This is a genomic window from Salmonella sp. SAL04214, from assembly GCF_046550615.1.
GTDB classification, from domain to species: domain Bacteria; phylum Pseudomonadota; class Gammaproteobacteria; order Enterobacterales; family Enterobacteriaceae; genus Salmonella; species Salmonella enterica.
On sequence record NZ_JBGDXT010000003.1, the window covers coordinates 394,764 to 416,441 of the forward strand.

The window sequence follows — 21,678 nt, forward strand, 5'->3', positions numbered from 1 at the left end:
TAACAATGGCAGAAGTAACAATCTTAGGGCTTGGCAACCTGCTTTGGGCAGATGAAGGGTTCGGCGTCAGAGCGGCGGAAAAGCTGTTTGAACAGTATGCCGATAACGAGAAAGTTGACGTTGTTGATGGCGGTACGCAGGGGCTGGCGCTGCTGCCCTGGCTGCAACAGACCGAAAAACTGTTAATCATGGATGCTATCGATTTTGGTATGGCGCCAGGTTCGCTGGCGATGTTTCGTGATGAACAGGTTCCCGCCTATCTGACGGCGAAAAAACTCAGTTTACATCAGACCAGTTTTTCTGAAGTGCTGGCATTGCTGCAATTAACCGGCGGCCAGTTATCGGAGATTGTGCTGATTGGCGTGCAGCCGGAATGTCTGGATGACTATGGCGGGAGTCTTACGCCGCAGGTAAAGGCGCAACTGATGCCTGCGGTCTGTCTCGCGCAGGAAGTGCTGGCGCAATGGGGTATCACCGCCTCTTCAGCGGCCTTGCCCACTGAAAGACTCAATCATTACAGCCTGTGTATGGAACGCTACGAAGATGAACGGCCAGATGCGCAAAGCGCTTGCCGGGTCGGCGATATTCGGGTGCTACAGAGAGAGAAATCATAATGTGTATCGGCGTTCCTGTGCAGGTTATTTCACCCGGTCAGTGGTTCGCCAAATGCCGCGACCGACACGGCGAGCTTATCGACGTTGATATTCGGCTTGTGGCTCCCCCCTTAGCAGGCGCATGGCTGCTGACATTTGGCGGCGCAGCACGACGAGAAATGGACGAAGCGGAAGCCGCTGAGGTACTGGCGGCGCTGGACTCGCTGGAACAGGCCATGCTTACGCAAAGCGATCCGCTGACCGGTTTTGCCGATTTATTGTCTCGCACGCCTGAATTACCGGAGCATTTAAAAAAATGACTATCTCACCCCAAAATCCTGTTTGTCCACTGGCGGATAAAGGCTTTCTGGTTACCGATGCGCAAACGCTCCCGTCGTTGATTAATGCGCATCCGACTGTGCTGGTTTTGCTGCAAAGCGACCCCAACAAACATCCGGAAGTCGCCGACAGTTGGGTCATTATCCCGGAGATCCTCAAGCAATTTCCGGCGACGTCTTATACCGCGGCATTTGCGGATAGCGAACAGAGTGATCTGATCGCCCGGGAGTATCGCATTCTGAAATATCCGGCGCTGCTTATCTTTCGCCAGCACCGTTTTGTCGGCAGTCTGGCGGGATTATATAGCTGGCAAGAATACTCTCAGCGGGTGGCCGCATTGCTGACCACACCGGGCTATCGTCAGGATATTCCCGTTATCACGCAATAGAATGAAAGGTAACACACGTGAATCATTCCAGAACTATTCCAGTCGTTAATATTGCCGGACCAGGCTCGCAGCCAGAAGAGGAAGACTTTAACTTTCTTCCTATCCCCGCCGGCATTAATCTCCCACTAACGCCGGTTTTACCGGAACAGGCGCTGCCCGCTGAGCTTCGTGTTGCCAGACACATCCTGACTACGCTTATTCGCGATATGGATAACCCGGTGGCAACGCTCCCCTTTCCCCTGAGCTATAAGCTGAATGCCACTGAGCAACAGAATAGCGGTTTGTTGGATCAACTGCTCGGCGAAGGTGAAATATCCGCCCGGGTACTATTACCCGATGGAAAAGAACAGCGTATTCAGGAGACGGTTTTTACGGGTGTCTGGCGTGTGCGTGAATATAACGCTGACCAGCAACGGGTTGCCGATGAAATTATCATTGGCCCGATCCCGGAGAGCATCTGGCAAACGCATCCGCAGCCGCCGATTACACCAGAATTGCCGCCACAACCGGCGGGATTGATGAATGGCGCCTTTATCGCGCATGAAATAGCCGAGCGCGTAAAACAGCCGGTAAAAGAGCCGCACATCATTAATTTAACGCTGTTGCCAGTAAACGATGCCGACCGCGAGTATCTGGATCATTTTTTAGGCGAAGGCTGTAGCGCTATTTTTTCACGCGGATATGGTAAATGCCGGATTGTAAGCACGCATTTTCCCGGCGTATGGCGGGTCAATTATTTCAATGATATGAACACATTACTGCAAGATATGATTGAGATAGCGGACATTCCTGATATCGCCGTTGCAGGCATCGACGATATCGAAGATGCCTACGCGGGGCTAAAAAATACGTTGGAATGGTTGAAAGAATACCCGGTCACAGAAAATGAGCCAGTGGTGCGCATGGAGTGCAAAGTATGTTGGTGGGTTTACGACCCTGCGCTGGGCGATGACGTATGGCAAATTCCACCCGGCGTGCCCTTCAGCCAGTTACCTGATTACTGGTGCTGTCCGGTTTGCGAAACCAGTAAGTCCGGGTTTATGGTGATCGATGAAGGTAATAATTCGTGCAAAGATTGACCGTCTATTCTCACCCGCTACGGATTATCTGGCAGGAGGCGCCGATCGGTCGTTTGCTACAGGGCGCAACGCCGGTATACGCAAAAACGCTTATTTCACGTTTGTTTACGTTGTGCGCTCAGGCGCACAGCGCAGCGGCGGCTTTACTGTTGTTTCCTGAAGAGAAGCCAGATATGCAGGCCGCACAACAAGAGCTGGCGCGAGAAACGCTCCGTCGCGCGTTGACCGACTGGCTCCCCCTGTTTAGCCACCGACAGGCAACCGCTGAAGAATGGGCGTTGTTACGTCGCGGAGAGTTATCCCCGCTGGCAAGCACAATCTTTTTTGACGATGATCCTCAGACCTGGCTTGCCGCTGGCGTAAAGGGCTGGGAAGCCTGGTTTTTGCAAGAGCGTTCTGAAACCGCCCGCTGGCTGGCGACAGTACAGAATATCATTACACCTACACTACCGATGGCGTCGTCCCCGGACCATACGTTAATAACCCCTGGTCCCCTGGATGTCTCGCCTCTGGCTATCGAATATCCGCTACTGTCAGCCTGTTGTCTTAGCGGTAAAACGACTGCGCTACGTCTGCTGGCCCGCTGCATTACGCTCGCCCGAAGTTTGAGCGCCCTTCCTACCCTGCGCTGGAATCGTTTTGATGATGGCGAATGGAAAATAGCGGTAGTGGAAACCGCGCGAGGATGGTTAGTTCATCAGGCCAGACTGACGACGTCAGGCAATATTCTTGATTACCGTATTATCTCGCCTACCACACGTCACGCCCAATCTGACGGCGTCATTGCTCGCGAACTGGCCACTATTCCACTCTCATTGTGGTCGCAACAGTTACAGGTAATTGATCCTTGTGTCGCCGTAAATATTGTTGAATGAAGGAGCTGGCCCATGCATGAATTAGCCCTGGCGCAAAATATTATCGAATTGCTGGAGGAACAGGCAGTAAATCACCAGTTCAGCAAGGTAAAGCAAGTCTGGCTGGAGATTGGCGTTATGGCCTGTGTTGAGGTGCCGGCGCTGCATTTTGGCCTGGACGTCGCCGCTCGTCATACCCTTGCTGACAATGCGCGTTTCCATATTACTATCGCACCGGCGCAAGGTTGGTGTCTGTCCTGTAATCAACCCTTCACCTCTCAAACATCCACACTCTGTTGCCCCTTTTGTCATTCAGGCAAAGTGCAGATAGATGACAGTAGCAGAATGCGCATTCGCGAGATCGAAGTCGAATAGTCAACGAATAGTCAATAAAAAAGGACGCCAGAAGCGTCCTGAAATAATAAAAGAATAAATTAACAATAATAAAGGTTAAGCAGTGACACAGTTTTGGGAAAAGGAGGGTATCCCTAAACTGTCTTAATCAGCAAGTTTTATCAAAACTCGTAGACTAAGCCGAGCGCCACGGTGTTGTCTGTATTAGGATTCGATGGGTTGCCATCTTTTAGCAGATTGATTTTGTAGTCAACATACGCGGACATATTTTTATTGAAGTAGTAGTAGGAACCCACATCAATATATTTCACAAGGTCGAACGAACCCAGTCCATCAACATCATTGGCTCTGGATTGCAGGAACGCCAGTGATGGGCGTAAGCCATTATCAAATTGATATTGCCCTACCATTTCCCAGTTATCGGTTTTATGTGCAAAGCCGCCCAATGTATCACCCATATAGGTCATATCATAAGTACGGGTATAGTTTGCCGCCAGGTAAATATTATTGGCATCATACTTCACGCCGCCAGTCCAGGCTTCAGCGCGGTCACCATTGTCGTATTTATCTTGCGTCATCTGATCAAGCGTGCGTTTGGAACTGGTATAGGCTGCCCCCAGGCTCACCCCCATGCCCAAATCATATGTCGCTGATGCCCCGAAACCATCGCCATTCTGGTACGCGATACTTTTTCTGGCATTATTACTTAAAGGATCGCCTTCTTTCGACAGGCCGTCATTTTTACCCTGATACTGCAACGCAATATTCAGACCATCAACCAGACCAAAGAAATCATTATTGCGATAAGTCAGAACGCCATTCGCGCGTCCGGTCATAAAATTATCGGAAGCTTCATACGAATCATTACCAAATTCAGGCAGTACGTCAGTCCATGAACCAATGTCGTATAACACGCCATAGTTACGACCATAATCAACAGACCCCATATCGGCAAATGCCAAACCAGCAAAACCGAGACGCGTCCAGCTTTGCGGGGAACCGCTGGAGTCACCATCTTCCGGACGATTGGCGTTGACCTGATACTCCCACTGTCCAAAACCGGTTAGTTGATCGGTAATTTGAGTCTCGCCTTTAATACCCATACGGATATAAGATTGATCGCCATCCGTACTATGATTACTGGAAAAATAATGCAGGCCGTCGACCTTGCCATACAAATCCAGTTTATTGCCATCCTTGTTATAGATTTCTGCTGCGTTGGCGGCTCCAGCCATCATCACGGCTGCGGCTACCGCAGATAACACCACTACTTTTTTCATTTTATATGCCTTATTTGTCTTATTTTTGGACTTTCCGCAAAACCTGCTCGCGGAACTGTCCAGGACAATATCACTAACAATTACCGTGCGTTAAGTTTCAAAGTGTAATATTAGCTTGCTATGTATTAGTGATGTTAAAATGCAAGTTAAGCATGACTACATCAATGATATGCCCTGTTTTCTGCTGTAATAACAAGGGGGTTACCAGTAGAGAACTGGCTTACGGTCGGGGATGCCAGGGCGAGAATGGCACTGAACACTCGGCTGGCATTCGTTAAGACGGAATCATAATCAAGTCAGTTGAGGCCACAGCCCTTCTTATTTTTGTGTATAATTTGTTACGTTTACATTTATTTTTAAATTAGCGTTATGAAAATATCAGTACTACTGAAATAGCACTTCTTCGCTTCGTGTATTTTTACTATGGTTAATTATCACATAGAGCAAACGGTCATTTGTGTATCACTATTCATAAGATTAACTATTTACCAGTGGTAATAAATACAAAAACAAATCAAGGGACAACAACAATACTGAAACTCTAAATGTTGATATTTTGAGTCATGCCGTTACAAACAAATACGATATTCTTAATTGCACTACTCCCTTTTCGGGGTAGTTTTATAGAAGGATGTTTTTTATTGTTCGTGAGCCATGCTCCTTTAGTATAAAGGTGAACGTAACAGGAAAGATAAAGCGTCTCAAAAACAGACCATATGGGTATAACTATTATGCAAAAAACGTCACTATTGTTTTCGGCCACCGCGATAACGTTAACTCTGATGGCGTCATCGGCATCAGCGGCAACGCCAACCGCTGCACAAAATGAAGCTACGTCGACCGTTAAACAAGAAATTACAGAAGGTATTAACCGCTACCTTTATTCAATAGATAAGGCAGACCCAACGTTAGGCAAGCAGCTCTTTTATGTTTCACCGGAAACCAGTTTTATTCATCCACGCGGTCACGAACGCGGATGGTCGCAGATCGCTGAAAATTTTTATGGCACCACTATGGGTAAAACCTTCAGCAAACGCACGTTAAAACTGGACGCTCCCCCGGCTATTCATGTGTATGGCAATGCCGCCGTTGCAGAGTTCGACTGGCATTTTACCGCGGTACGCCGTGATAATGGGCAGACTCAACACACGACAGGCCGCGAAAGCCAGGTGTGGGCGAAGATACCAAACACAGGATGGCGAATCGTTCATGTCCACTACTCCGGTCCAGCCAAAACCGGCGTTGGAGAAGGCTATTAAACTTTGCTATTCAGGTTATGGCGCAGATGAACATTCTGCGCCAGTTAAGTCGAGCTCAGGTCAGTTGATAGCGTTTATCCGGTATCCGTTTTGCCGGAATATCCCTTTCATCATTCATTTGCAGTAAATCGATTTCTATCGCATTGCATATCGCATCCAGCGGTAAATCATTATTTTCAGTACCGAACGGATCTTCCAACTCTTCCGCCAACGCATCCAGCGCGATAAACGTATAAGAAATAAGCACCGAAATAAACGGCGTCATATAGTGCAGATCAACCACCAGTGCAAATGGCAACATAATGCAGAAAAGATAAACCGTACGATGCAAAATTAACGTATAGGCAAAAGGCACCGGCGTGTTGGCGATGCGCTCACAGCCGGCCAATACTGACGACATATCATTTAAGCGGTTGTTGAGGCTATGAAATAAAATATCGGAAAGCTTTCCGCTGCGGCGGCGAATCGCCAGCCACTCTCCCATCAGCAATAAGATACGGTTAGCGGGGGAATGGGAAGCGACAACTTTCTGTAACGCCTCCTGGTCAAGATAGTTTCCCAGAACTTGCGTTTGAGGCTGTCGACGCAATGTCATGCGCAAACAGTGGGCAAAAGCGATTTGTAACCGAACAAAATCCTCGATACCGCGTTCATCAGGCAAAGTTGTTTTCACCTCTCGCAGTATTGAGCGTGAAGCGATCATCAACTGCCCCCACAAATGTCGCGCTTCGACGTAACGCGCATAACAGGCATTATTGCGAAACCCCAGAAAAATGGCGATAGCGACGCCCAGTATGCTAAACGGCGCAAGGGTAAACTTAATACCCAGCATTGTGTACCAGGGCAGCATGATAATAACGGCGATAGAAAGAAGAAAGTTAAGGAGTAGTCGTGAAAAGATTTTAGATAACACGGAACCATGCCAGACAAATATCAGGCGAATCCAGTGCTGTTGTGGTCTAACGATCATGATTATCTTCAGCAGGTGAAAAAGCACTGTCATTAAACGTGATCCAGATCAAGGTTGCAAGCTTCTGGCGATACACGGGTTCCCTGCCCTGTAGAACATTTTTTTGCACAGTGCTGACAGGCGTTGAAAAAAAACAACCAAATGTATGTTGTAACTAAAAAGACACTTCAGCACATGAGATATATGACGGTCAACGGCTGCTATCAGTGGTATAGGGTGATTTATCGGGGAAAGCGTCAGCAACGACGCGCTGCCCTACCGCTGATTCATTTGTATGACCAGCCAGTAATGGATAACGCTGACAATATACTGTTGCTGCGCTTCGCTCAGCGGTTCTCCCTGAGGTATCTGGTGCCACTTCGCCAGGCACCCGCGACAGCAGGTTGCCGTCGCATGTTGCGCGATAAATACCGGATGGCCCCGCATCGGCGTTTGCTTACCATCATTCGCCGGGTGAGCTGGCGCCAGTCGCTGGGCGATAAAATCGGCGGCGTGTTTATCAATCACCTCCGCGCCTTTATCCCAGCAATATTGTCTTTCTTTTATCCCGAGACGAAAACGCGAACGAAATGTCGATCGCGCCAGGCGGGCAAAGAGCGGTTCAAGCGCATTCATCAGTATACCGAACGTCCTAACGTTTGTGTTAATTGCTCAAGCGCGGCGATACCTGCCAGAGAGTTTCCCGCAGGATCCAGCTCCGGACTCCAGACGGCAATCGCCATTTCATGCGGCACTATGGCGACAATACCGCCGCCCACGCCGGATTTAGCGGGCAATCCCACCCGCCAGGCAAACTCTCCGGCATTCTGATACATACCGCTGGTCGCCATTAGCGCATTAATCTGCCGGGCCTGCATGGGGGTAACTACCGGCTCGTCGAGATGAAACGCCTCGCCCTGATTCGCCAGAAAGACAAACGTCCTCGCCAGTTCCATGCAGCTCATTTTCAACGCACAGTAGTGGAAGTAATTTTGCAACACGGTAGGCACATCATGATGAAAATTACCGAATGATTTCATCAGCCAGGCAATCGCGGCGTTACGGGCGGAATGCTCAAATTCAGAGCGCGCGACCGTAGCGTCATACGTAATATCCGATACGCCGCAAAGCGCGCGCACAACTTCCAGCATTCGCTGACGCGGCGCGCTAAGCCGCCCTTGCAACATGTCGCATACCACCAGCGCGCCCGCATTAATAAATGGATTACGCGGGATGCCTTGTTCCATCTCTAACTGAACCAACGAATTGAATGGCGAGCCGGAAGGATCTTTTCCGACGCGCTGCCAGATCTCCTCTTCCGGATAATGACGCATCGCCACCACCAGACTGAGCACTTTCGAAATAGACTGAATAGAGAAGCGTTCGTGCGCATCGCCCGCCTGATAATGCTGCCCGTCCACGGTACAAATCGCTATCCCCAGCTTTGAACCTTCGACGGACGCTAATGCCGGAATATAGTCAGCGACTTTGCCCTGGCCAATGAGGGGGCGAACGCGCTGTAAAATCGTCTCTAAAATTGCATTATCCATGGCCCTGGCCACAACATGCTCCTTGCTCGCAGGTCTGAAAAGGCCTGCGAGTATAGCAGAGGGCGCCACGCGACGTCAGGGCGATTAGACGCGGTTCTTCCAGACGGTCTGCACATTACAAAATTCGTGTAAACCAAAGTGCGAAAGCTCGCGACCGAAGCCGCTTTTCTTCACCCCGCCGAATGCCACACGCGCATCGCTGGCGCTGTACCCATTAATGAATACCCCGCCGCACTCAAGACGCGCCGCCATCTCCGCGGCCAGCGTATCGTCGGCGGTAAAGATCGTCGCCGACAGGCCAAACTCACTGTCATTCGCCAGCGCGAGGGCGTGCGCCGCATCTCTTGCAACGGTAATGGCGGCAACAGGCCCAAAAAGTTCCTGACGAAATGCCGTCATGTCAGGTGTGACATCCGCCAGAACGGTCGCGGCATAATAGTTGCCCTCCCCGGCGATTTTCTCCCCGCCCAACAGTAGCCGTGCGCCTTCGGCGACGGAAGCCTGCACCTGTTGATGGAGTTCATCACGCAAATCAAAGCGCGCCATCGGCCCCAGGTCATTCTCTTCAACCAGAGGATCGCCCATCTTTAATGCTGCGGCAGCCGCCACAAAGCGATCGGTAAACGCCTGCGCAATGCCCTCTTCGACAATAAAACGTTTGGCGGCGGCGCAGACTTGTCCGGTGTTTTGATAGCGTCCTGCAACCGCGGCTTTTACCGCCAACTCGAGATCGGCATCATTGAGTACAATAAACGGATCCGAGCCCCCCAGTTCCAGTACGCACTTTTTCAGCGCCGCCCCAGCCTGAGCGCCAATCGCCGCGCCGGCGCGCACGCTACCGGTCACCGTCACCGCCGCGATTCGCGGATCGTTAATCATCTGACTCACGCCCTCATTATTAGCGTTCACCCATCCATAGACGCCAGCGGGAGTACCGGCTTCCGTCAAGATTCGGGCTATCATCTGCGCGCAACCCGTGACATTGGGCGCATGTTTTAGCAAGTAGCTATTCCCCGCCAACAGTATCGGCACTGCCCCGCGTAACACCTGCCATAAAGGAAAATTCCACGGCATTATCGCCAGGATGACGCCCAGCGGACGGTATTCAATCACCGCCTGCTGATTTTCTACCAGCGTAGGCTCAGGATTCAGCATTGCCGGACCATGTTCCGCATACCAGTCGCATAACGCGGCGGATTTCGTCACTTCCGCACGCGCCTGCTTTATGGGTTTACCCATTTCACGCGTAATACATTGCGCCATCTCTTCTGCATGAGCGCGAAGCGCCTGACCAATATCGCGTAATGTTTGCGCCCGTTGCGCTACCGATGTCATTTTCCACTTTTTGAAACCGCTCGCCGCCAGACTCAGCGCATGTTCAATCTCTTGCGCGTTAGCCCAGGGCATTGCCGCCAGCGTCTGGCCGGTCGCAGGATTCACGGATAACGCCTGTGTTGCAGTCATCATGGTCATGTTCTTTCTCTCGTTATCAGGGGAGTTGTACCATCATGACGCCCTTTACCCTTTCTGAAAAATGAATAATATTAACCAGACTATTCACGAATTGAGAAAACCATGGACCTGACGCAACTGGAAATGTTTAACGCTGTCGCTCTGACGGGCAGCATTACGCAGGCGGCGGCAAAAGTGCACCGCGTTCCGTCCAACCTGACCACGCGTATCCGCCAGCTTGAAGCCGACCTGGGCGTCTCTCTGTTTATTCGCGAAAACCAGCGACTCAGGCTGTCACCAGCCGGGCATAACTTTTTACGTTACAGCCAGCAGATCCTGGCGCTGGTTGATGAAGCCCGTATGGTGGTTGCCGGAGAGGAACCGCAAGGACTGTTTTCACTCGGCGCGTTAGAAAGTACTGCCGCCGTACGAATCCCCGCGCTGCTGGCGGGTTATAACCAGCGTTACCCTAAAATTCAGTTCGCGTTAACGACCGGTCCTTCCGGCGCCATGCTGGATGGCGTGCTCGAGGGAAAGCTGAACGCCGCCTTTATTGATGGCCCGCTAATGCATCCGGGGCTGGAAGGTATACCGGCTTACCAGGAAGAGATGATGATCGTCGCGCCACACGGCCATTCCGTCGTTTCGCGGGCCAGCGAGGTGAATGGTTATAACATCTATGCTTTTCGCGCCAACTGTTCTTACCGACGGCATTTCGAAAGCTGGTTTCATGCCGATGGCGCGACCCCCGGTACGATTCACGAAATGGAGTCATATCATGGAATGTTGGCGTGCGTAATTGCCGGCGCAGGTATTGCGCTGATGCCAGCAAGTATGCTCAACAGTATGCCAGGACATCATCAGGTGGAAGCCTGGCCGTTGGCGGAGAAGTGGCGCTGGCTTAACACATGGCTAATGTGGCGGCGCGGGGCGATGACGCGTCAGCTTGAGGCCTTTATCGAGTTACTTAACGCCCAACTGGCGAGCGTCGACTGAAGACGAAACGGCCTGCGAAGTAAATGAGAAGCAGGTCACAAAATGATTGTCTTTTCGCCAGTAAACGTTTTAAGATCGCGGCCTCACCTTCTCGCAACTAACCCGAAATATTTTTATGACAATCAATCCAGTTTCCCGCAAGGTCGCGTGGCTACGGGTAGTTACGCTTGCTATTGCCGCTTTTATTTTCAATACCACAGAATTTGTGCCGGTTGGTTTGCTGTCAGACATTGCTGAAAGCTTTCATATGCAAACCGCGCAGGTCGGCATCATGCTAACCATTTACGCCTGGGTAGTTGCCGTCATGTCGCTGCCTTTTATGCTTCTTACCAGTCAAATGGAGCGCCGTAAGCTACTCATTTGTCTGTTTGTTTTGTTTATTGCCAGCCACGTGCTCTCCTTCCTGGCATGGAACTTTACCGTGCTGGTCATTAGCCGTATTGGTATCGCTTTCGCCCACGCTATTTTCTGGTCGATAACCGCCTCGCTGGCGATCCGCCTGGCCCCTGCCGGGAAACGCGCGCAGGCATTAAGTCTGATAGCGACCGGCACCGCGTTGGCCATGGTGCTTGGGCTGCCCATAGGTCGCGTTGTTGGTCAGTATTTTGGCTGGCGCACCACCTTTTTTGCCATCGGCATGGGCGCATTAATTACGCTGCTATGTCTGATTAAGCTTCTACCGAAATTGCCGAGCGAGCATTCCGGCTCACTAAAAAGTTTACCTTTGCTATTCCGACGCCCGGCGCTGATGAGCCTCTATGTACTGACCGTCGTTGTGGTGACTGCGCATTACACAGCTTATAGCTATATTGAACCGTTCGTTCAGAATGTCGCCGGGCTCAGTGCGAATTTTGCTACCGTCCTGTTACTGATCCTCGGCGGCGCCGGGATCATCGGCAGCCTCGTGTTTGGTAAACTGGGTAATCGCCATGCCTCGTCGCTCGTCAGTATCGCTATTGCCCTGCTGGTTGTCTGTCTGCTTCTGCTGCTGCCTGCGGCGGATAGCGAAGCGCATCTGGCCATACTGAGCATTTTCTGGGGCATCGCGATTATGGTGATAGGGCTCGGTATGCAGGTGAAAGTACTGGCGCTGGCCCCGGACGCGACCGATGTCGCAATGGCGCTATTTTCAGGCATCTTTAATATTGGTATTGGCGCTGGCGCGCTGGTAGGCAATCAGGTGAGTTTGCACTGGTCAATGTCGGCCATCGGCTATATTGGCGCCATACCCGCCTGTGCCGCGCTGGTATGGGCTGTGCTCATATTCCGCAAATGGCCAGTGACGCTGGAAGAACAACCGCATTAAGACATTCGTCTGCCGGGAACAGGTTTTCGGCAGACGACAATGCGCCTTAGTGGTACGTTTTAATAATTTCCAACACGCCGTTGATAATAAATTGCACGCCCATACACACCAGCAGGAATCCCATTAAGCGGGAGATCGCTTCAATCCCCCCTTTACCCACCAGCCGCATAATAGCGCCAGAACTGCGTAAGCATCCCCACAGGATCACCGCCACGGCAAGAAAAATAATCGGCGGCGCGACCATAATGACCCAGTCGGGAAACTCGCCGCCATGACGCACCGTGGAAGCGGAACTGATGATCATTGCGATGGTCCCCGGTCCTGCGGTGCTTGGCATAGCCAGTGGAACAAACGCAATATTGGCCGTCGGTTCGTCTGCCAGCTCCTCCGATTTGCTTTTCGCTTCCGGCGACTCATGCGCCTTCTGCTGCGGGAAAAGCATTCTGAAGCCGATAAACGCCACGATTAACCCCCCGGCGATCCGTAGCCCTGGAATCGAAATACCGAAGGTGTTCATGACTAACTGCCCGGCATAGTATGCCACCATCATAATAGCGAAGACATAAACCGAAGCCATATAGGACTGCCGGTTGCGTTCCGCACTATTCATATTGCCCGCAAGGCCAAGAAACAGCGCCACGGTGGTTAGCGGATTGGCTAACGGGAGCAGTACGACCAGCCCCAATCCAATCGCTTTAAACAAATCCATCATAATACTATCTCTTACCCATCAGCGTTTCATGAACCGGAAGTATAAAGTGAAATTGCCCAGGCGCGCCATTTCGCCAGTGTGCAAGTTAATATCCTCTACAACCTATAACCTGTAATTATCAATTAGTTACAAGTTATCACAGCACAATACCCCGGACGCCTTTTAGCAAATCGTGGCATCGGTCAATTCATTTAGTTGACTTATACTTGCCTGGGCAATAGTATCTGACGAAATTAATTACTTGCCGGGGCAACCATTTTGAAAAGCACCAGTGATCTGTTCAATGAAATCATTCCGCTGGGTCGCTTGATCTACATGGTAAATCAAAAAAAAGATCGCCTGTTAAATAACTATTTATCCCCGCTGGATATCACCGCAACACAGTTTAAAGTGCTGTGCTCGATACGCTGCGCGGGATGTATTACCCCGGTTGAACTTAAAAAAGTGCTGTCTGTCGATCTCGGCGCATTGACGCGGATGCTCGACCGCCTGCTGTGCAAAGGCTGGATCGAAAGACTGCCAAATCCTAATGACAAACGCGGCGTACTGGTGAAGCTAACGCCGGACGGCGCGGCAATTTGTGAGCAATGTCATCAACGACCAGGGCAAGACCTGCATCAGGAATTAACAAAAAACTTAACGGCGGACGAAGTGGCAACGCTTGAGTATTTGCTCAAGAAAATTCTGCCGTAGACAAAAAAGAGGTATGACGATGTCCAGACGCAACACTGACGCTATTACTATTCATAGCATTTTGGACTGGATCGAGGATAACCTGGAGTCGCCGCTCTCACTGGAAAAAGTGTCTGAGCGTTCAGGATATTCCAAATGGCACCTGCAACGGATGTTTAAAAAAGAGACCGGTCATTCATTAGGTCAATACATCCGCAGCCGTAAGATGACGGAAATCGCGCAAAAATTAAAAGAGAGCAACGAGCCCATTCTCTATCTGGCGGAACGCTATGGCTTTGAGTCACAGCAAACATTGACCCGGACGTTCAAAAACTATTTTGATGTGCCGCCACACAAATACCGGATCACCAATATGCATGGCGAATCACGGTATATGCTGCCGCTGAACCATGGCAACTACTAGTTTGTTTATGCGCCACGCGAAGAGCACCATGAAAATGCTGTTTCCCGCCCTGCCGGGTCTGTTACTTATCGCCTCCGGATATGGCATTGCAGAACAAACTTTGTTACCTGTGGCGCAAAATAGCCGCGATGTGATGCTTCTGCCCTGTGTGGGCGATCCGCCAAATGACCTTCACCCCGTGAGCGTGAACAGCGATAAGTCAGATGAATTAGGCGTGCCCTATTATAACGACCAACACCTTTAACCTCTTTGCCCCGTTTTGCGGGGCATTTTTTTAGTACCGTCTGGCGATGACAAGTCCGCCGCTATTACCTCGCGGCATGGTCTGAAATTAGCGTTTGTCTTCTTAGTAACATAATGCCTCATCCCCTGACGCGCGCAGTACGGCGCACACGAAATCCAAACACATTGATATAGAGTCCAGCCATAATCAGTACTGCGCCCGCAAGCTGCATCCCGGTCAACGTTTCCCCGAGTAACACCGCGGCGCTCGCCAGCCCGACTACCGGCACCAGCAATGATAACGGCGCCACGCGCCAGGTCTCATAACGCCCCAGTAACGCGCCCCAGATGCCGTAGCCAAGTATAGTGGCGACAAAAGCCAGATAAAGCAGCGACAATATCGTCGTCATATCGATGGTAATAAGGCTTTGCGTAATGTGATCCGCCCCCTCCAGTAGCAGCGATGACAGCAGGAACGGCAGGATCGGGATCAGCGCGCTCCAGACCACCAGCGACATCACCGCCGGGCGCGGACTATGTTGCATAATTTTTTTATTAAAGATATTGCCGCAGGCCCAGCTAAATGCCGCCGCCAGAGTCAGCATAAATCCCGACATCGCTATATGCTGTCCGTTGAGACTGGCTTCAATCAATACCAGTACACCTATAATCGCCAGGGCGATCCCCGCTAACTGCTTACGTTGTAACCGCTCACTAAAAACAAACGCCCCTAACGCCATGGTAAAAAAGGCCTGCGCCTGTAATACCAACGACGCCAGTCCTGCGGGCATACCAAACTTTATCGCGCAAAAGAGAAAGGCGAACTGCCCAAAGCTTATCGTCAGGCCATAGCCCAGCAACAGCGTAAGCGGGACTTTAGGCCGGGCGACAAAGAAAATTGCCGGAAACGCCACCAGTAAAAATCGTAATCCTGCCAGCAATAATGGCGGCATATGGTGCAGGCCGACTTTGATGACAACAAAATTGAGCCCCCATACGACAACCACCAGTAACGCCAAAAAACCGTCTTTACGCGACATCATCGGCCCCTGTCATTATTAAAATTTTGTAAAAAGGTAAGTTATCGGAAATCAGTGCGCCATAACAGGACTTTTCTTTTTACCGTGAGCATGGCATTGAACAACACACGATGGGCAAAATCCTGCGTTATGGTATGTTAAGACTACGCTATAGCGTATAGACATCATGCTTTTGCGGGCACGGTAGATTAAAACGTCCCGATACGTAACCTCCATTTCAGGCAGGAAAAATGAATCCAGGATTGAGACGTTCGACGTTGGCTCTACTCGCCTCATCGCTGTTATTGACAATTGGACGCGGGGCCACGCTCCCCTTTATGACCATCTATCTTAACCGTCAGTACGGTTTAGGCGTGGATCTGATTGGCTACGCGCTGACCAGCGCGTTAACGATCGGCGTCATCTTTAGTCTTGGCTTTGGGATTCTGGCGGACAAGTTTGATAAAAAGCGCTACATGTTACTCGCGATTATCGCCTTCGCCTGCGGATTTATCGCCATCCCAATGGTGCATAATGTCGTACTGGTTGTCCTGCTTTTTGCGCTTATTAACTGCGCCTATTCGGTTTTTTCTACCGTCCTGAAGGCCTGGTTCGCCGATAACCTCACCGCGACAACAAAAACACGGATTTTTTCGCTCAATTATACCGTACTCAATATCGGCTGGACGGTTGGCCCGCCGCTCGGCACGCTGCTGGTGATGCAAAGCATCAATTTACCCTTCTGGCTTGCCGCCATCTGTTCCGCATTCCCGCTGGTCTTTATTCAGGTATGGGTGACACGATCGGTTGCCCCCAGCGAGGGGAAAAATGCCGCTATCTGGTCTCCCTCCGTTCTGCTGCGTGACAAAGCATTATTGTGGTTTACGCTTTCGGCATTTCTGGCCTCCTTTGTGGGGGGCGCCTTTGCGTCCTGTATTTCACAGTACGTTATGGTCGTTGCCGATAGCGGCTTCGCGGAAAAAGTGGTAGCCGTCGTCCTGCCGGTTAATGCGGTTATTGTGGTCAGTTTGCAATACGCCGTGGGCCGTCGACTTACCGCCGTCAATATTCGACCAATGATGACGACCGGCACCGTCTTTTTTATCGCCGGGCTCATCGGATTTATTTTTTCAGGCGACAATCTGTTTTTTTGGGGGCTTTCAGCGGCAGTATTTACGATTGGCGAAATTATTTATGCCCCCGGCGAATATATGTTAATTGACAACATTGCGCCTGCCGGGATGAAAGCCAGCTATTTTTCAGCGCAATCGCTGGGCTGGCTGGGTGCGGCGGTAAACCCGCTGGCCAGCGGCGTCATCCTGACGACGCTTCCCGCCTGGTCGCTTTTCGTTGTCCTGATAATCGCCATTGTGTTCGCCTGGGCACTGATGTTAAAAGGAATGCGGATTACCCCTACGCAACAGGCTATCACCTGTTAATTATCTGCAGCCAGTGATGTGCGCAGTTTCTGGCGCACTGGGTTAACCCTATATATTGCAGGCTAATTATCTGCTGTCACTGCGGTAATTCAGGAATATTCCTGGGCGCTGACGAAAATATTCTAATGCTTTACCCTTCCAGTAAAATAAATACGCAATTCAGACTTTGCTTAAGCATAAATTAGTACTATAGTCTGTACGAGGTTTTTTAAAAAAGAGGATGCACGCTAAAATAAGGAGAAACGAGATGTTAGGCAGTATTAACCTTTTTATCGTTGTATTAGGAATTATTTTATTTTCCGGATTTCTGGCCGCCTGGTTCAGTCACAAATGGGATGATTAATGAACGGAGATAATCCCTCGCAGAGCCGGCCCCTTGCTGCATCGTTGCGCAAGGGGCCGCTTTTGTCTGGATGGCAGGCAAAAAAAAACCGCCGGTTCACCAGCGGTAAATGCTTGCATGGATAGATTTGTGTTTTGCTTATACGCTACCGGGCAAATTCTTGCGAGGATAACGGATCGCTAACGACTGTAGCACCGTCAATATCAATGAAGCTTAAACGATACGCAACCAGACCTGAATAAGACATTATGGGACCTTTTGTCCCCCAGGCGCTTTTACAAGACCCATGGTATCAGGCCAGCCGGTGCCCCGTATGGCTGACCTGGAGATTGCCGGTTAGCGCGCGTTATTTTTGCAATCGGTTCACGCGAACAAGCGGTTCCTTCGCTTTCTTGTCCAGACTACCGTTAATGTTGATCATTTGATCCGGCTGAACTTCCCGCCCATCAAATACGGCGGAAGGAATTATCACGTTAATCTCGCCGGATTTATCACGAAATACATAGCGATCGTCGCCTTTATGATCAATAAGGTTGCCGCGCAGCGAAACGGTCGCGCCATCATGCAGGGTTTTTGCCTGTTCGATGGTCATTTTTTCTGCATCATCCGTACCACGATAACCATCCTCAATAGCATGAGGCGGCGGCGGCGCCACGTCTTTTTTTAATCCCCCTTGATCATCCGCTAGCGCGTAAGGCATTATCAGAAAACTTAAAAATGCAGCCACCTGTAGTTTCATGCTCTCTCCTTAATAACGTCTATTTGACGTATTAAGTCTGGCCGCTATTTTTAGTTTTTACAAACATGAATTTACCCGCAGAATATTAAGCAATAAAATCAACCCATCCGGATTAATATGCAACCGACATCAGCGCCGGTGAGCGCGAAAGCGTAACGGCGTAATAGAGAACTTGCCACATAGCTGAAGTCATATGCATCAACGTTTTGATAGCAATTCAGAATAATCGGCTTTATTTTTTGAGGATAATGGCCTTACGCATAATCAATGACTGTCATCGCCGCAGGAAAATAATCATTCACTGACAATGTCATAAAATAAATATGCCATACTTGAGAAGAACGAACAGATTTCATTTGTCTCTGTAACGGAAAAATAAACGATGAGATTAGAACAGCACGATATTGTCACCCTTGATGAAGCCGAATCCGTCGATAGCCTGACAAAAAAACTTGGTAATTTACTGGTTAACCAGAAACTCCGTCTGACCACTGCAGAATCCTGCACTGGCGGGAAACTGGCTTCAGCATTGTGCGCAGCAGAAGATACGCCCTCATTTTACGGTGTGGGTTATGTCACCTTTACTGATGAAGCCAAAGCAAAAATCTTACGCGTACAACGCCACAGCCTTGCCGAACATACCGCCGTCAGCGAAGCGGTCGTTACTGAAATGGCACAGGGCGCTAAGGATCAGGCTGAGGTCAATATCAGCATAGCGATCAGCGGCTATGGCGGTCCGGAAGGCGGCGAAGATGGCACGCCGGCGGGCACCGTTTGGTTTGCCTGGAATATTAACAATACAACTTTTACAAGCCGACAACATTTCAACGGAGATTGTCAGGAAGTATTGGAAAAATGCGTACGCTTCGCCCTCGCTGAATTGCTTTTTCTGTTAACGAAGAAAGCATAAACAATAATTTCATCTGACCGGTCAGAATAACTCCCGGTCAGAATAAAAAAATGCGAGCCTATGGCCCGCATCGTATGTGCAATATTTCAGAATATATTTATGAAATATCAGGAGTAAAATTAATTGCCGGATTTCCGTCCGCCACTGTGGCTATTCTGGCCACCTTTTTTACCCGCTTCAGATGCACGCTGTGGGTCGTTTTTAAAGTTCCCACCGCTATGCTGGCCGCCTTTACGACCTGCTTCTGAGGCTTTCTCTTTATCTTCTGCAAAATTACCGGAACCGCCGCGATGTTCTGCCATAATATAATCCTCATGATGATGTTGCGTTTTAAATATGATATGTCTTCTCATATCATGTGATACAGTTCTAAATCTAGTCGCCCTGTGCGCAGTGTCAAATTCATTTCTGCATTATTTACATAACGCCGATACATGGCGGAAAATATATTTTTTGAAAACATCAACAGCGAAGCGGTAATAAATCTTTGGCAATCAAGCCACCACGGGAAAATAAGTAGAAAAATCCGAATGCACGCCCTCTTTATATTCAGACAATTTAACCCCATAAATTTAACTGGCTGTCATCAGAAGTGCAGGATTCATTTTCAGGCGGTTGTTCGACAGTGCCGAACAACCGTATCAGCTTAGCGATCGAGCCCACGATATTGCAACATGGGGTCAATATGCGGTTCATGTCCACGCCAGGCTGAATAAAGCGTTTCTAAATCAGTACTATTCCCCCGGGAAAGGATAGCATCACGAAAACGCTGCCCGTTTTCACGCGTCAGGCCGCCCTGCTCTACAAACCATTGATAACCGTCATCCGCTAACATTTGCGTCCACAGGTAGGCGTAGTATCCCGCTGCGTAGCCGCCGCCGAAGATATGGGCAAAATAACTGCTGCGATAGCGGGGCGGCACTGCCGGTAAATCAAGATGCTCGGCGGCCAGCGCCTGCTGCTCGAACTCAGCGACAGACTGCTCTGCTACGCTCTCCTCCAGCATATGCCAGCGCATATCCAGCAATGCGGCGCCGAGCAATTCAGTCATATCGTAACCTTTATTAAATAAACTCGCCTTGCGCATTTTTTCCTGTAAATCAGCGGGCATTTTTTCACCGCTGTCGACATGACGCGCGTAGCGTTCGAACACACGTGGATGGCTCGCCCAATGCTCATTAATCTGGGAGGGAAACTCGACAAAGTCGCGGGGCGTATTGGTACCTGAAAGCGTGGCATAGCGCTGGACGGCGAACAAACCATGTAACGTATGACCAAACTCATGGAAGAGCGTAATAACGTCGTCCCAAAGCAGTAATGCAGGCTGCCCATCAACAGGTTTTTGATAGTTACATACATTGTATATAACGGGCCGGGTTTCATTGAGTGTGGATTGCTCGACAAAATTCCCCATCCACGCGCCGCCGCTTTTCGAGTCCCGCGCGAAGAAGTCGCCATAAAATAACGCCATGCCGACACCATCGGAATCGAAAATCTCCCACACCCGAACATCAGGGTGATACACCGGAATGTCAAAACGCTCGACGAAGGTGATGCCGAATAGCTGGTTGGCGGTCCAGAAAACCCCCTCTTGCAACACCGTATTTAAGGCAAAATAGGGCTTCAGTTGCGCTTCATCTAACGCATATTTTTCCCGCCGTACCTGTTCGGCATAGAACATCCAGTCCCAGGCCTGAACGGTGTAGCCGCCCTGCTCACCATCAATGACGTTCTGAATTTCCGCCTGTTCATTGAGTACACGCTGACGCGCTGGCGGCACAATGCCACGCATAAAGCTCAGTGCGGCTTGCGGCGTTTTCGCCATCTGATCGGCCATTTTCCATGCGGCATAATTGGGGAAACCCAGCAGTTTTGCCTGACAGCGACGAATCTCTACCAGACGCTGAACGATAGCGCGGGTATCGTGGGCATCTCCTTTTTCCGCCCGAGTCCATGACGCTGCGAATAAATTTTCGCGGGTCTGGCGATCGCGCAGCGTAGCAAGCGCAGGCTGTTGCGTCGTATTAAGGAGCGGAATGAACCAGCGCTCCTCCAGGCCTTTTTCACGCGCCGCTTCAGCAGCGACGGTCATTTCTTCCGGGCTTAATCCTGCCAGGCAATGCGCGTCATCTACCGCCAGCCCGCCCGCTTTACTTGCCGCCAGCAGACGCTGATTAAACTGACTCATTAAGGTCGCGGATTCAGTATTCAATACCTTCAGTCGCGCTTTATCCTCTTCGGCAAGCCGCGCGCCTGCCAACACAAAACGCTGATGGATAACATCGACCAACCGTAGCGACTCATCATCCAGCCCCAGTGAGTGACGCTGTTGCCAGACGGCGTCCACGCGAGCGAATAACGCGCTATTCAGATAAATATCGTTGGAGAGCGCCGCCAGCTCGGCAGAAAAGGCCTCATCCAACCGCTGGAGTTCATCGTTAGTGTGCGCGGCCGTCATCGCGAAAAAAACGCTGGTGACGCGTGACAGAAGCGCCCCGCTTTGCTCCAGCGCCAGAAGCGTATTCGTAAAGTCAGGGGCCGCCGGATGATTGACGATGGCCTCGATTTCCACGCGTTTTTGCCGCACGCCCTCATCAAAAGCAGGACGATAATGGCAATCTTTGATCCGATCAAAACGCGGTGCCTGATAAGGCAACATACTCTGGTCTAACAAAGGATTCGTCGACATTTTTCACTCCTGAAAATAGGTTGATCATAAGAGTAAGCTTCCCCCTATGCTGACCGCAACCGTGTTAACCAGGATTACCCTTTCATAAACGCCGCGTGCTATGGTAATAC

General features: G+C 50.4%; 25 protein-coding genes. 15 read left to right on the forward strand and 10 right to left on the reverse strand.

The features are described 5' to 3' along the window. Window positions 1-5: 5 nt before the first annotated feature. From hybD to hypA, 6 genes are read left to right on the forward strand one after another with little or no spacing between them, the layout of a single operon-like run. Window positions 6-614 (forward strand): HyaD/HybD family hydrogenase maturation endopeptidase, encoded by a 609-nt coding sequence (hybD, locus tag ACLJQD_RS07645; protein WP_000852663.1) that lies wholly within the window; start codon window positions 6-8, stop codon window positions 612-614. Next, the gene (hypC, locus tag ACLJQD_RS07650; RefSeq protein ID WP_000334904.1) at window positions 614-913 is read left to right on the forward strand and encodes a HypC/HybG/HupF family hydrogenase formation chaperone; all 300 of its coding nucleotides are present in this window, start codon (window positions 614-616) and stop codon (window positions 911-913) included. The genes hybD and hypC overlap by 1 nt, the downstream gene beginning before the upstream one ends. Next, window positions 910-1,320: a hydrogenase gene (locus ACLJQD_RS07655; RefSeq protein ID WP_017441362.1), complete on the forward strand. Its 411-nt coding sequence runs from the start codon at window positions 910-912 to the stop codon at window positions 1,318-1,320. Before hypC ends, ACLJQD_RS07655 begins: the two co-directional genes overlap by 4 nt. Window positions 1,321-1,337: 17 nt before the next feature. Beyond that, window positions 1,338-2,399: a hydrogenase expression/formation C-terminal domain-containing protein gene (locus ACLJQD_RS07660; protein WP_001016739.1), complete on the forward strand. Its 1,062-nt coding sequence runs from the start codon at window positions 1,338-1,340 to the stop codon at window positions 2,397-2,399. Beyond that, window positions 2,387-3,274 (forward strand): ATP/GTP-binding protein, encoded by an 888-nt coding sequence (locus ACLJQD_RS07665; protein ID WP_017441363.1) that lies wholly within the window; start codon window positions 2,387-2,389, stop codon window positions 3,272-3,274. The genes ACLJQD_RS07660 and ACLJQD_RS07665 overlap by 13 nt, the downstream gene beginning before the upstream one ends. A 12-nt stretch (window positions 3,275-3,286) precedes the next feature. Next, complete coding sequence (gene hypA / locus ACLJQD_RS07670) at window positions 3,287-3,628, forward strand: hydrogenase maturation nickel metallochaperone HypA (RefSeq protein ID WP_000544772.1); 342 nt, start codon at window positions 3,287-3,289, stop codon at window positions 3,626-3,628. 140 nt (window positions 3,629-3,768) lie between these two features. Here the strand turns inward: hypA and ompC are convergent, their stop codons facing one another. Next, on the reverse strand, window positions 3,769-4,887 hold the full coding sequence (ompC, locus tag ACLJQD_RS07675; protein WP_000758335.1) for a porin OmpC: 1,119 nt from the start codon (window positions 4,885-4,887) through the stop codon (window positions 3,769-3,771). 716 nt (window positions 4,888-5,603) lie between these two features. Here ompC and ACLJQD_RS07680 point away from each other — a divergent pair. Continuing rightward, window positions 5,604-6,146 carry a YybH family protein gene (locus tag ACLJQD_RS07680; RefSeq protein ID WP_000513128.1) on the forward strand — a complete coding sequence of 181 codons (543 nt, stop codon included), beginning with the start codon at window positions 5,604-5,606 and terminating at the stop codon, window positions 6,144-6,146. Between the two features lie 55 nt (window positions 6,147-6,201). Here the strand turns inward: ACLJQD_RS07680 and ACLJQD_RS07685 are convergent, their stop codons facing one another. The 4 genes from ACLJQD_RS07685 to sad form a co-directional block, all read right to left on the reverse strand. Then, complete coding sequence (locus tag ACLJQD_RS07685) at window positions 6,202-7,116, reverse strand: bestrophin family protein (protein WP_001670736.1); 915 nt, start codon at window positions 7,114-7,116, stop codon at window positions 6,202-6,204. 255 nt (window positions 7,117-7,371) lie between these two features. Next, complete coding sequence (locus tag ACLJQD_RS07690; RefSeq protein WP_000992449.1) at window positions 7,372-7,731, reverse strand: DUF4186 domain-containing protein; 360 nt, start codon at window positions 7,729-7,731, stop codon at window positions 7,372-7,374. Further along, a complete protein-coding gene (glsB, locus tag ACLJQD_RS07695; RefSeq protein ID WP_000090081.1) occupies window positions 7,731-8,657 on the reverse strand; it encodes a glutaminase B in 927 nt (308 codons plus the stop codon). Before glsB ends, ACLJQD_RS07690 begins: the two co-directional genes overlap by 1 nt. 72 nt (window positions 8,658-8,729) lie before the next feature. Then, complete coding sequence (sad, locus tag ACLJQD_RS07700; protein WP_000178413.1) at window positions 8,730-10,118, reverse strand: succinate-semialdehyde dehydrogenase; 1,389 nt, start codon at window positions 10,116-10,118, stop codon at window positions 8,730-8,732. Window positions 10,119-10,220: 102 nt separating this feature from the next. Between sad and ptrR the strand changes: the two genes are divergently transcribed. Together ptrR and ACLJQD_RS07710 are read left to right on the forward strand one after the other, a co-directional pair. After that, window positions 10,221-11,093, forward strand: a complete 873-nt coding sequence (gene ptrR, locus ACLJQD_RS07705; RefSeq protein ID WP_000366539.1) for a putrescine utilization regulator PtrR — start codon at window positions 10,221-10,223, stop codon at window positions 11,091-11,093. Between the two features lie 115 nt (window positions 11,094-11,208). Further along, complete coding sequence (locus tag ACLJQD_RS07710) at window positions 11,209-12,399, forward strand: sugar transporter (protein WP_000154617.1); 1,191 nt, start codon at window positions 11,209-11,211, stop codon at window positions 12,397-12,399. 46 nt (window positions 12,400-12,445) lie between these two features. Here ACLJQD_RS07710 and ACLJQD_RS07715 read toward each other — a convergent pair whose 3' ends face one another. Next, window positions 12,446-13,111 carry a MarC family NAAT transporter gene (locus ACLJQD_RS07715; protein ID WP_000968968.1) on the reverse strand — a complete coding sequence of 222 codons (666 nt, stop codon included), beginning with the start codon at window positions 13,109-13,111 and terminating at the stop codon, window positions 12,446-12,448. 258 nt (window positions 13,112-13,369) lie between these two features. On the opposite strand from ACLJQD_RS07715, the gene marR reads away from it, so the two are divergent. From marR to marB, 3 genes are read left to right on the forward strand one after another with little or no spacing between them, the layout of a single operon-like run. Further along, window positions 13,370-13,804, forward strand: coding sequence for a multiple antibiotic resistance transcriptional regulator MarR (marR, locus tag ACLJQD_RS07720; RefSeq protein ID WP_000843434.1), 435 nt, complete (start codon window positions 13,370-13,372; stop codon window positions 13,802-13,804). Window positions 13,805-13,823: 19 nt separating this feature from the next. Then, window positions 13,824-14,207 (forward strand): MDR efflux pump AcrAB transcriptional activator MarA, encoded by a 384-nt coding sequence (gene marA / locus ACLJQD_RS07725; protein ID WP_000091194.1) that lies wholly within the window; start codon window positions 13,824-13,826, stop codon window positions 14,205-14,207. Window positions 14,208-14,235: 28 nt separating this feature from the next. Further along, window positions 14,236-14,451, forward strand: coding sequence for a multiple antibiotic resistance protein MarB (marB, locus tag ACLJQD_RS07730; protein WP_000783049.1), 216 nt, complete (start codon window positions 14,236-14,238; stop codon window positions 14,449-14,451). Between the two features lie 118 nt (window positions 14,452-14,569). Here the strand turns inward: marB and eamA are convergent, their stop codons facing one another. Beyond that, window positions 14,570-15,472: an O-acetylserine/cysteine exporter gene (eamA, locus tag ACLJQD_RS07735; protein WP_000987750.1), complete on the reverse strand. Its 903-nt coding sequence runs from the start codon at window positions 15,470-15,472 to the stop codon at window positions 14,570-14,572. A 227-nt stretch (window positions 15,473-15,699) separates the two neighbouring features. Between eamA and ydeE the strand changes: the two genes are divergently transcribed. Together ydeE and mgtS are read left to right on the forward strand one after the other, a co-directional pair. Continuing rightward, the gene (ydeE, locus tag ACLJQD_RS07740; protein WP_017441365.1) at window positions 15,700-16,887 is read left to right on the forward strand and encodes an efflux MFS transporter YdeE; all 1,188 of its coding nucleotides are present in this window, start codon (window positions 15,700-15,702) and stop codon (window positions 16,885-16,887) included. Window positions 16,888-17,134: 247 nt separating this feature from the next. Beyond that, window positions 17,135-17,230, forward strand: coding sequence for a protein MgtS (gene mgtS, locus ACLJQD_RS07745; protein WP_000901531.1), 96 nt, complete (start codon window positions 17,135-17,137; stop codon window positions 17,228-17,230). 346 nt (window positions 17,231-17,576) lie between these two features. Here the strand turns inward: mgtS and ACLJQD_RS07750 are convergent, their stop codons facing one another. Beyond that, window positions 17,577-17,969 (reverse strand): YdeI family stress tolerance OB fold protein, encoded by a 393-nt coding sequence (locus ACLJQD_RS07750; RefSeq protein WP_000776348.1) that lies wholly within the window; start codon window positions 17,967-17,969, stop codon window positions 17,577-17,579. Window positions 17,970-18,351: 382 nt separating this feature from the next. Here ACLJQD_RS07750 and ACLJQD_RS07755 point away from each other — a divergent pair, with 382 nt between their 5' ends. After that, complete coding sequence (locus ACLJQD_RS07755; RefSeq protein WP_017441366.1) at window positions 18,352-18,879, forward strand: 2-oxo-tetronate isomerase; 528 nt, start codon at window positions 18,352-18,354, stop codon at window positions 18,877-18,879. A 119-nt stretch (window positions 18,880-18,998) separates the two neighbouring features. On the opposite strand, the gene ACLJQD_RS07760 is transcribed toward ACLJQD_RS07755, so the two are convergent. Together ACLJQD_RS07760 and dcp are read right to left on the reverse strand one after the other, a co-directional pair. Next, window positions 18,999-19,181, reverse strand: a complete 183-nt coding sequence (locus ACLJQD_RS07760) for a general stress protein (RefSeq protein ID WP_000807642.1) — start codon at window positions 19,179-19,181, stop codon at window positions 18,999-19,001. 344 nt (window positions 19,182-19,525) lie between these two features. Further along, a complete protein-coding gene (gene dcp, locus ACLJQD_RS07765) occupies window positions 19,526-21,568 on the reverse strand; it encodes a peptidyl-dipeptidase Dcp (RefSeq protein WP_017441367.1) in 2,043 nt (680 codons plus the stop codon). Between the last annotated feature and the right edge of the window lie 110 nt (window positions 21,569-21,678).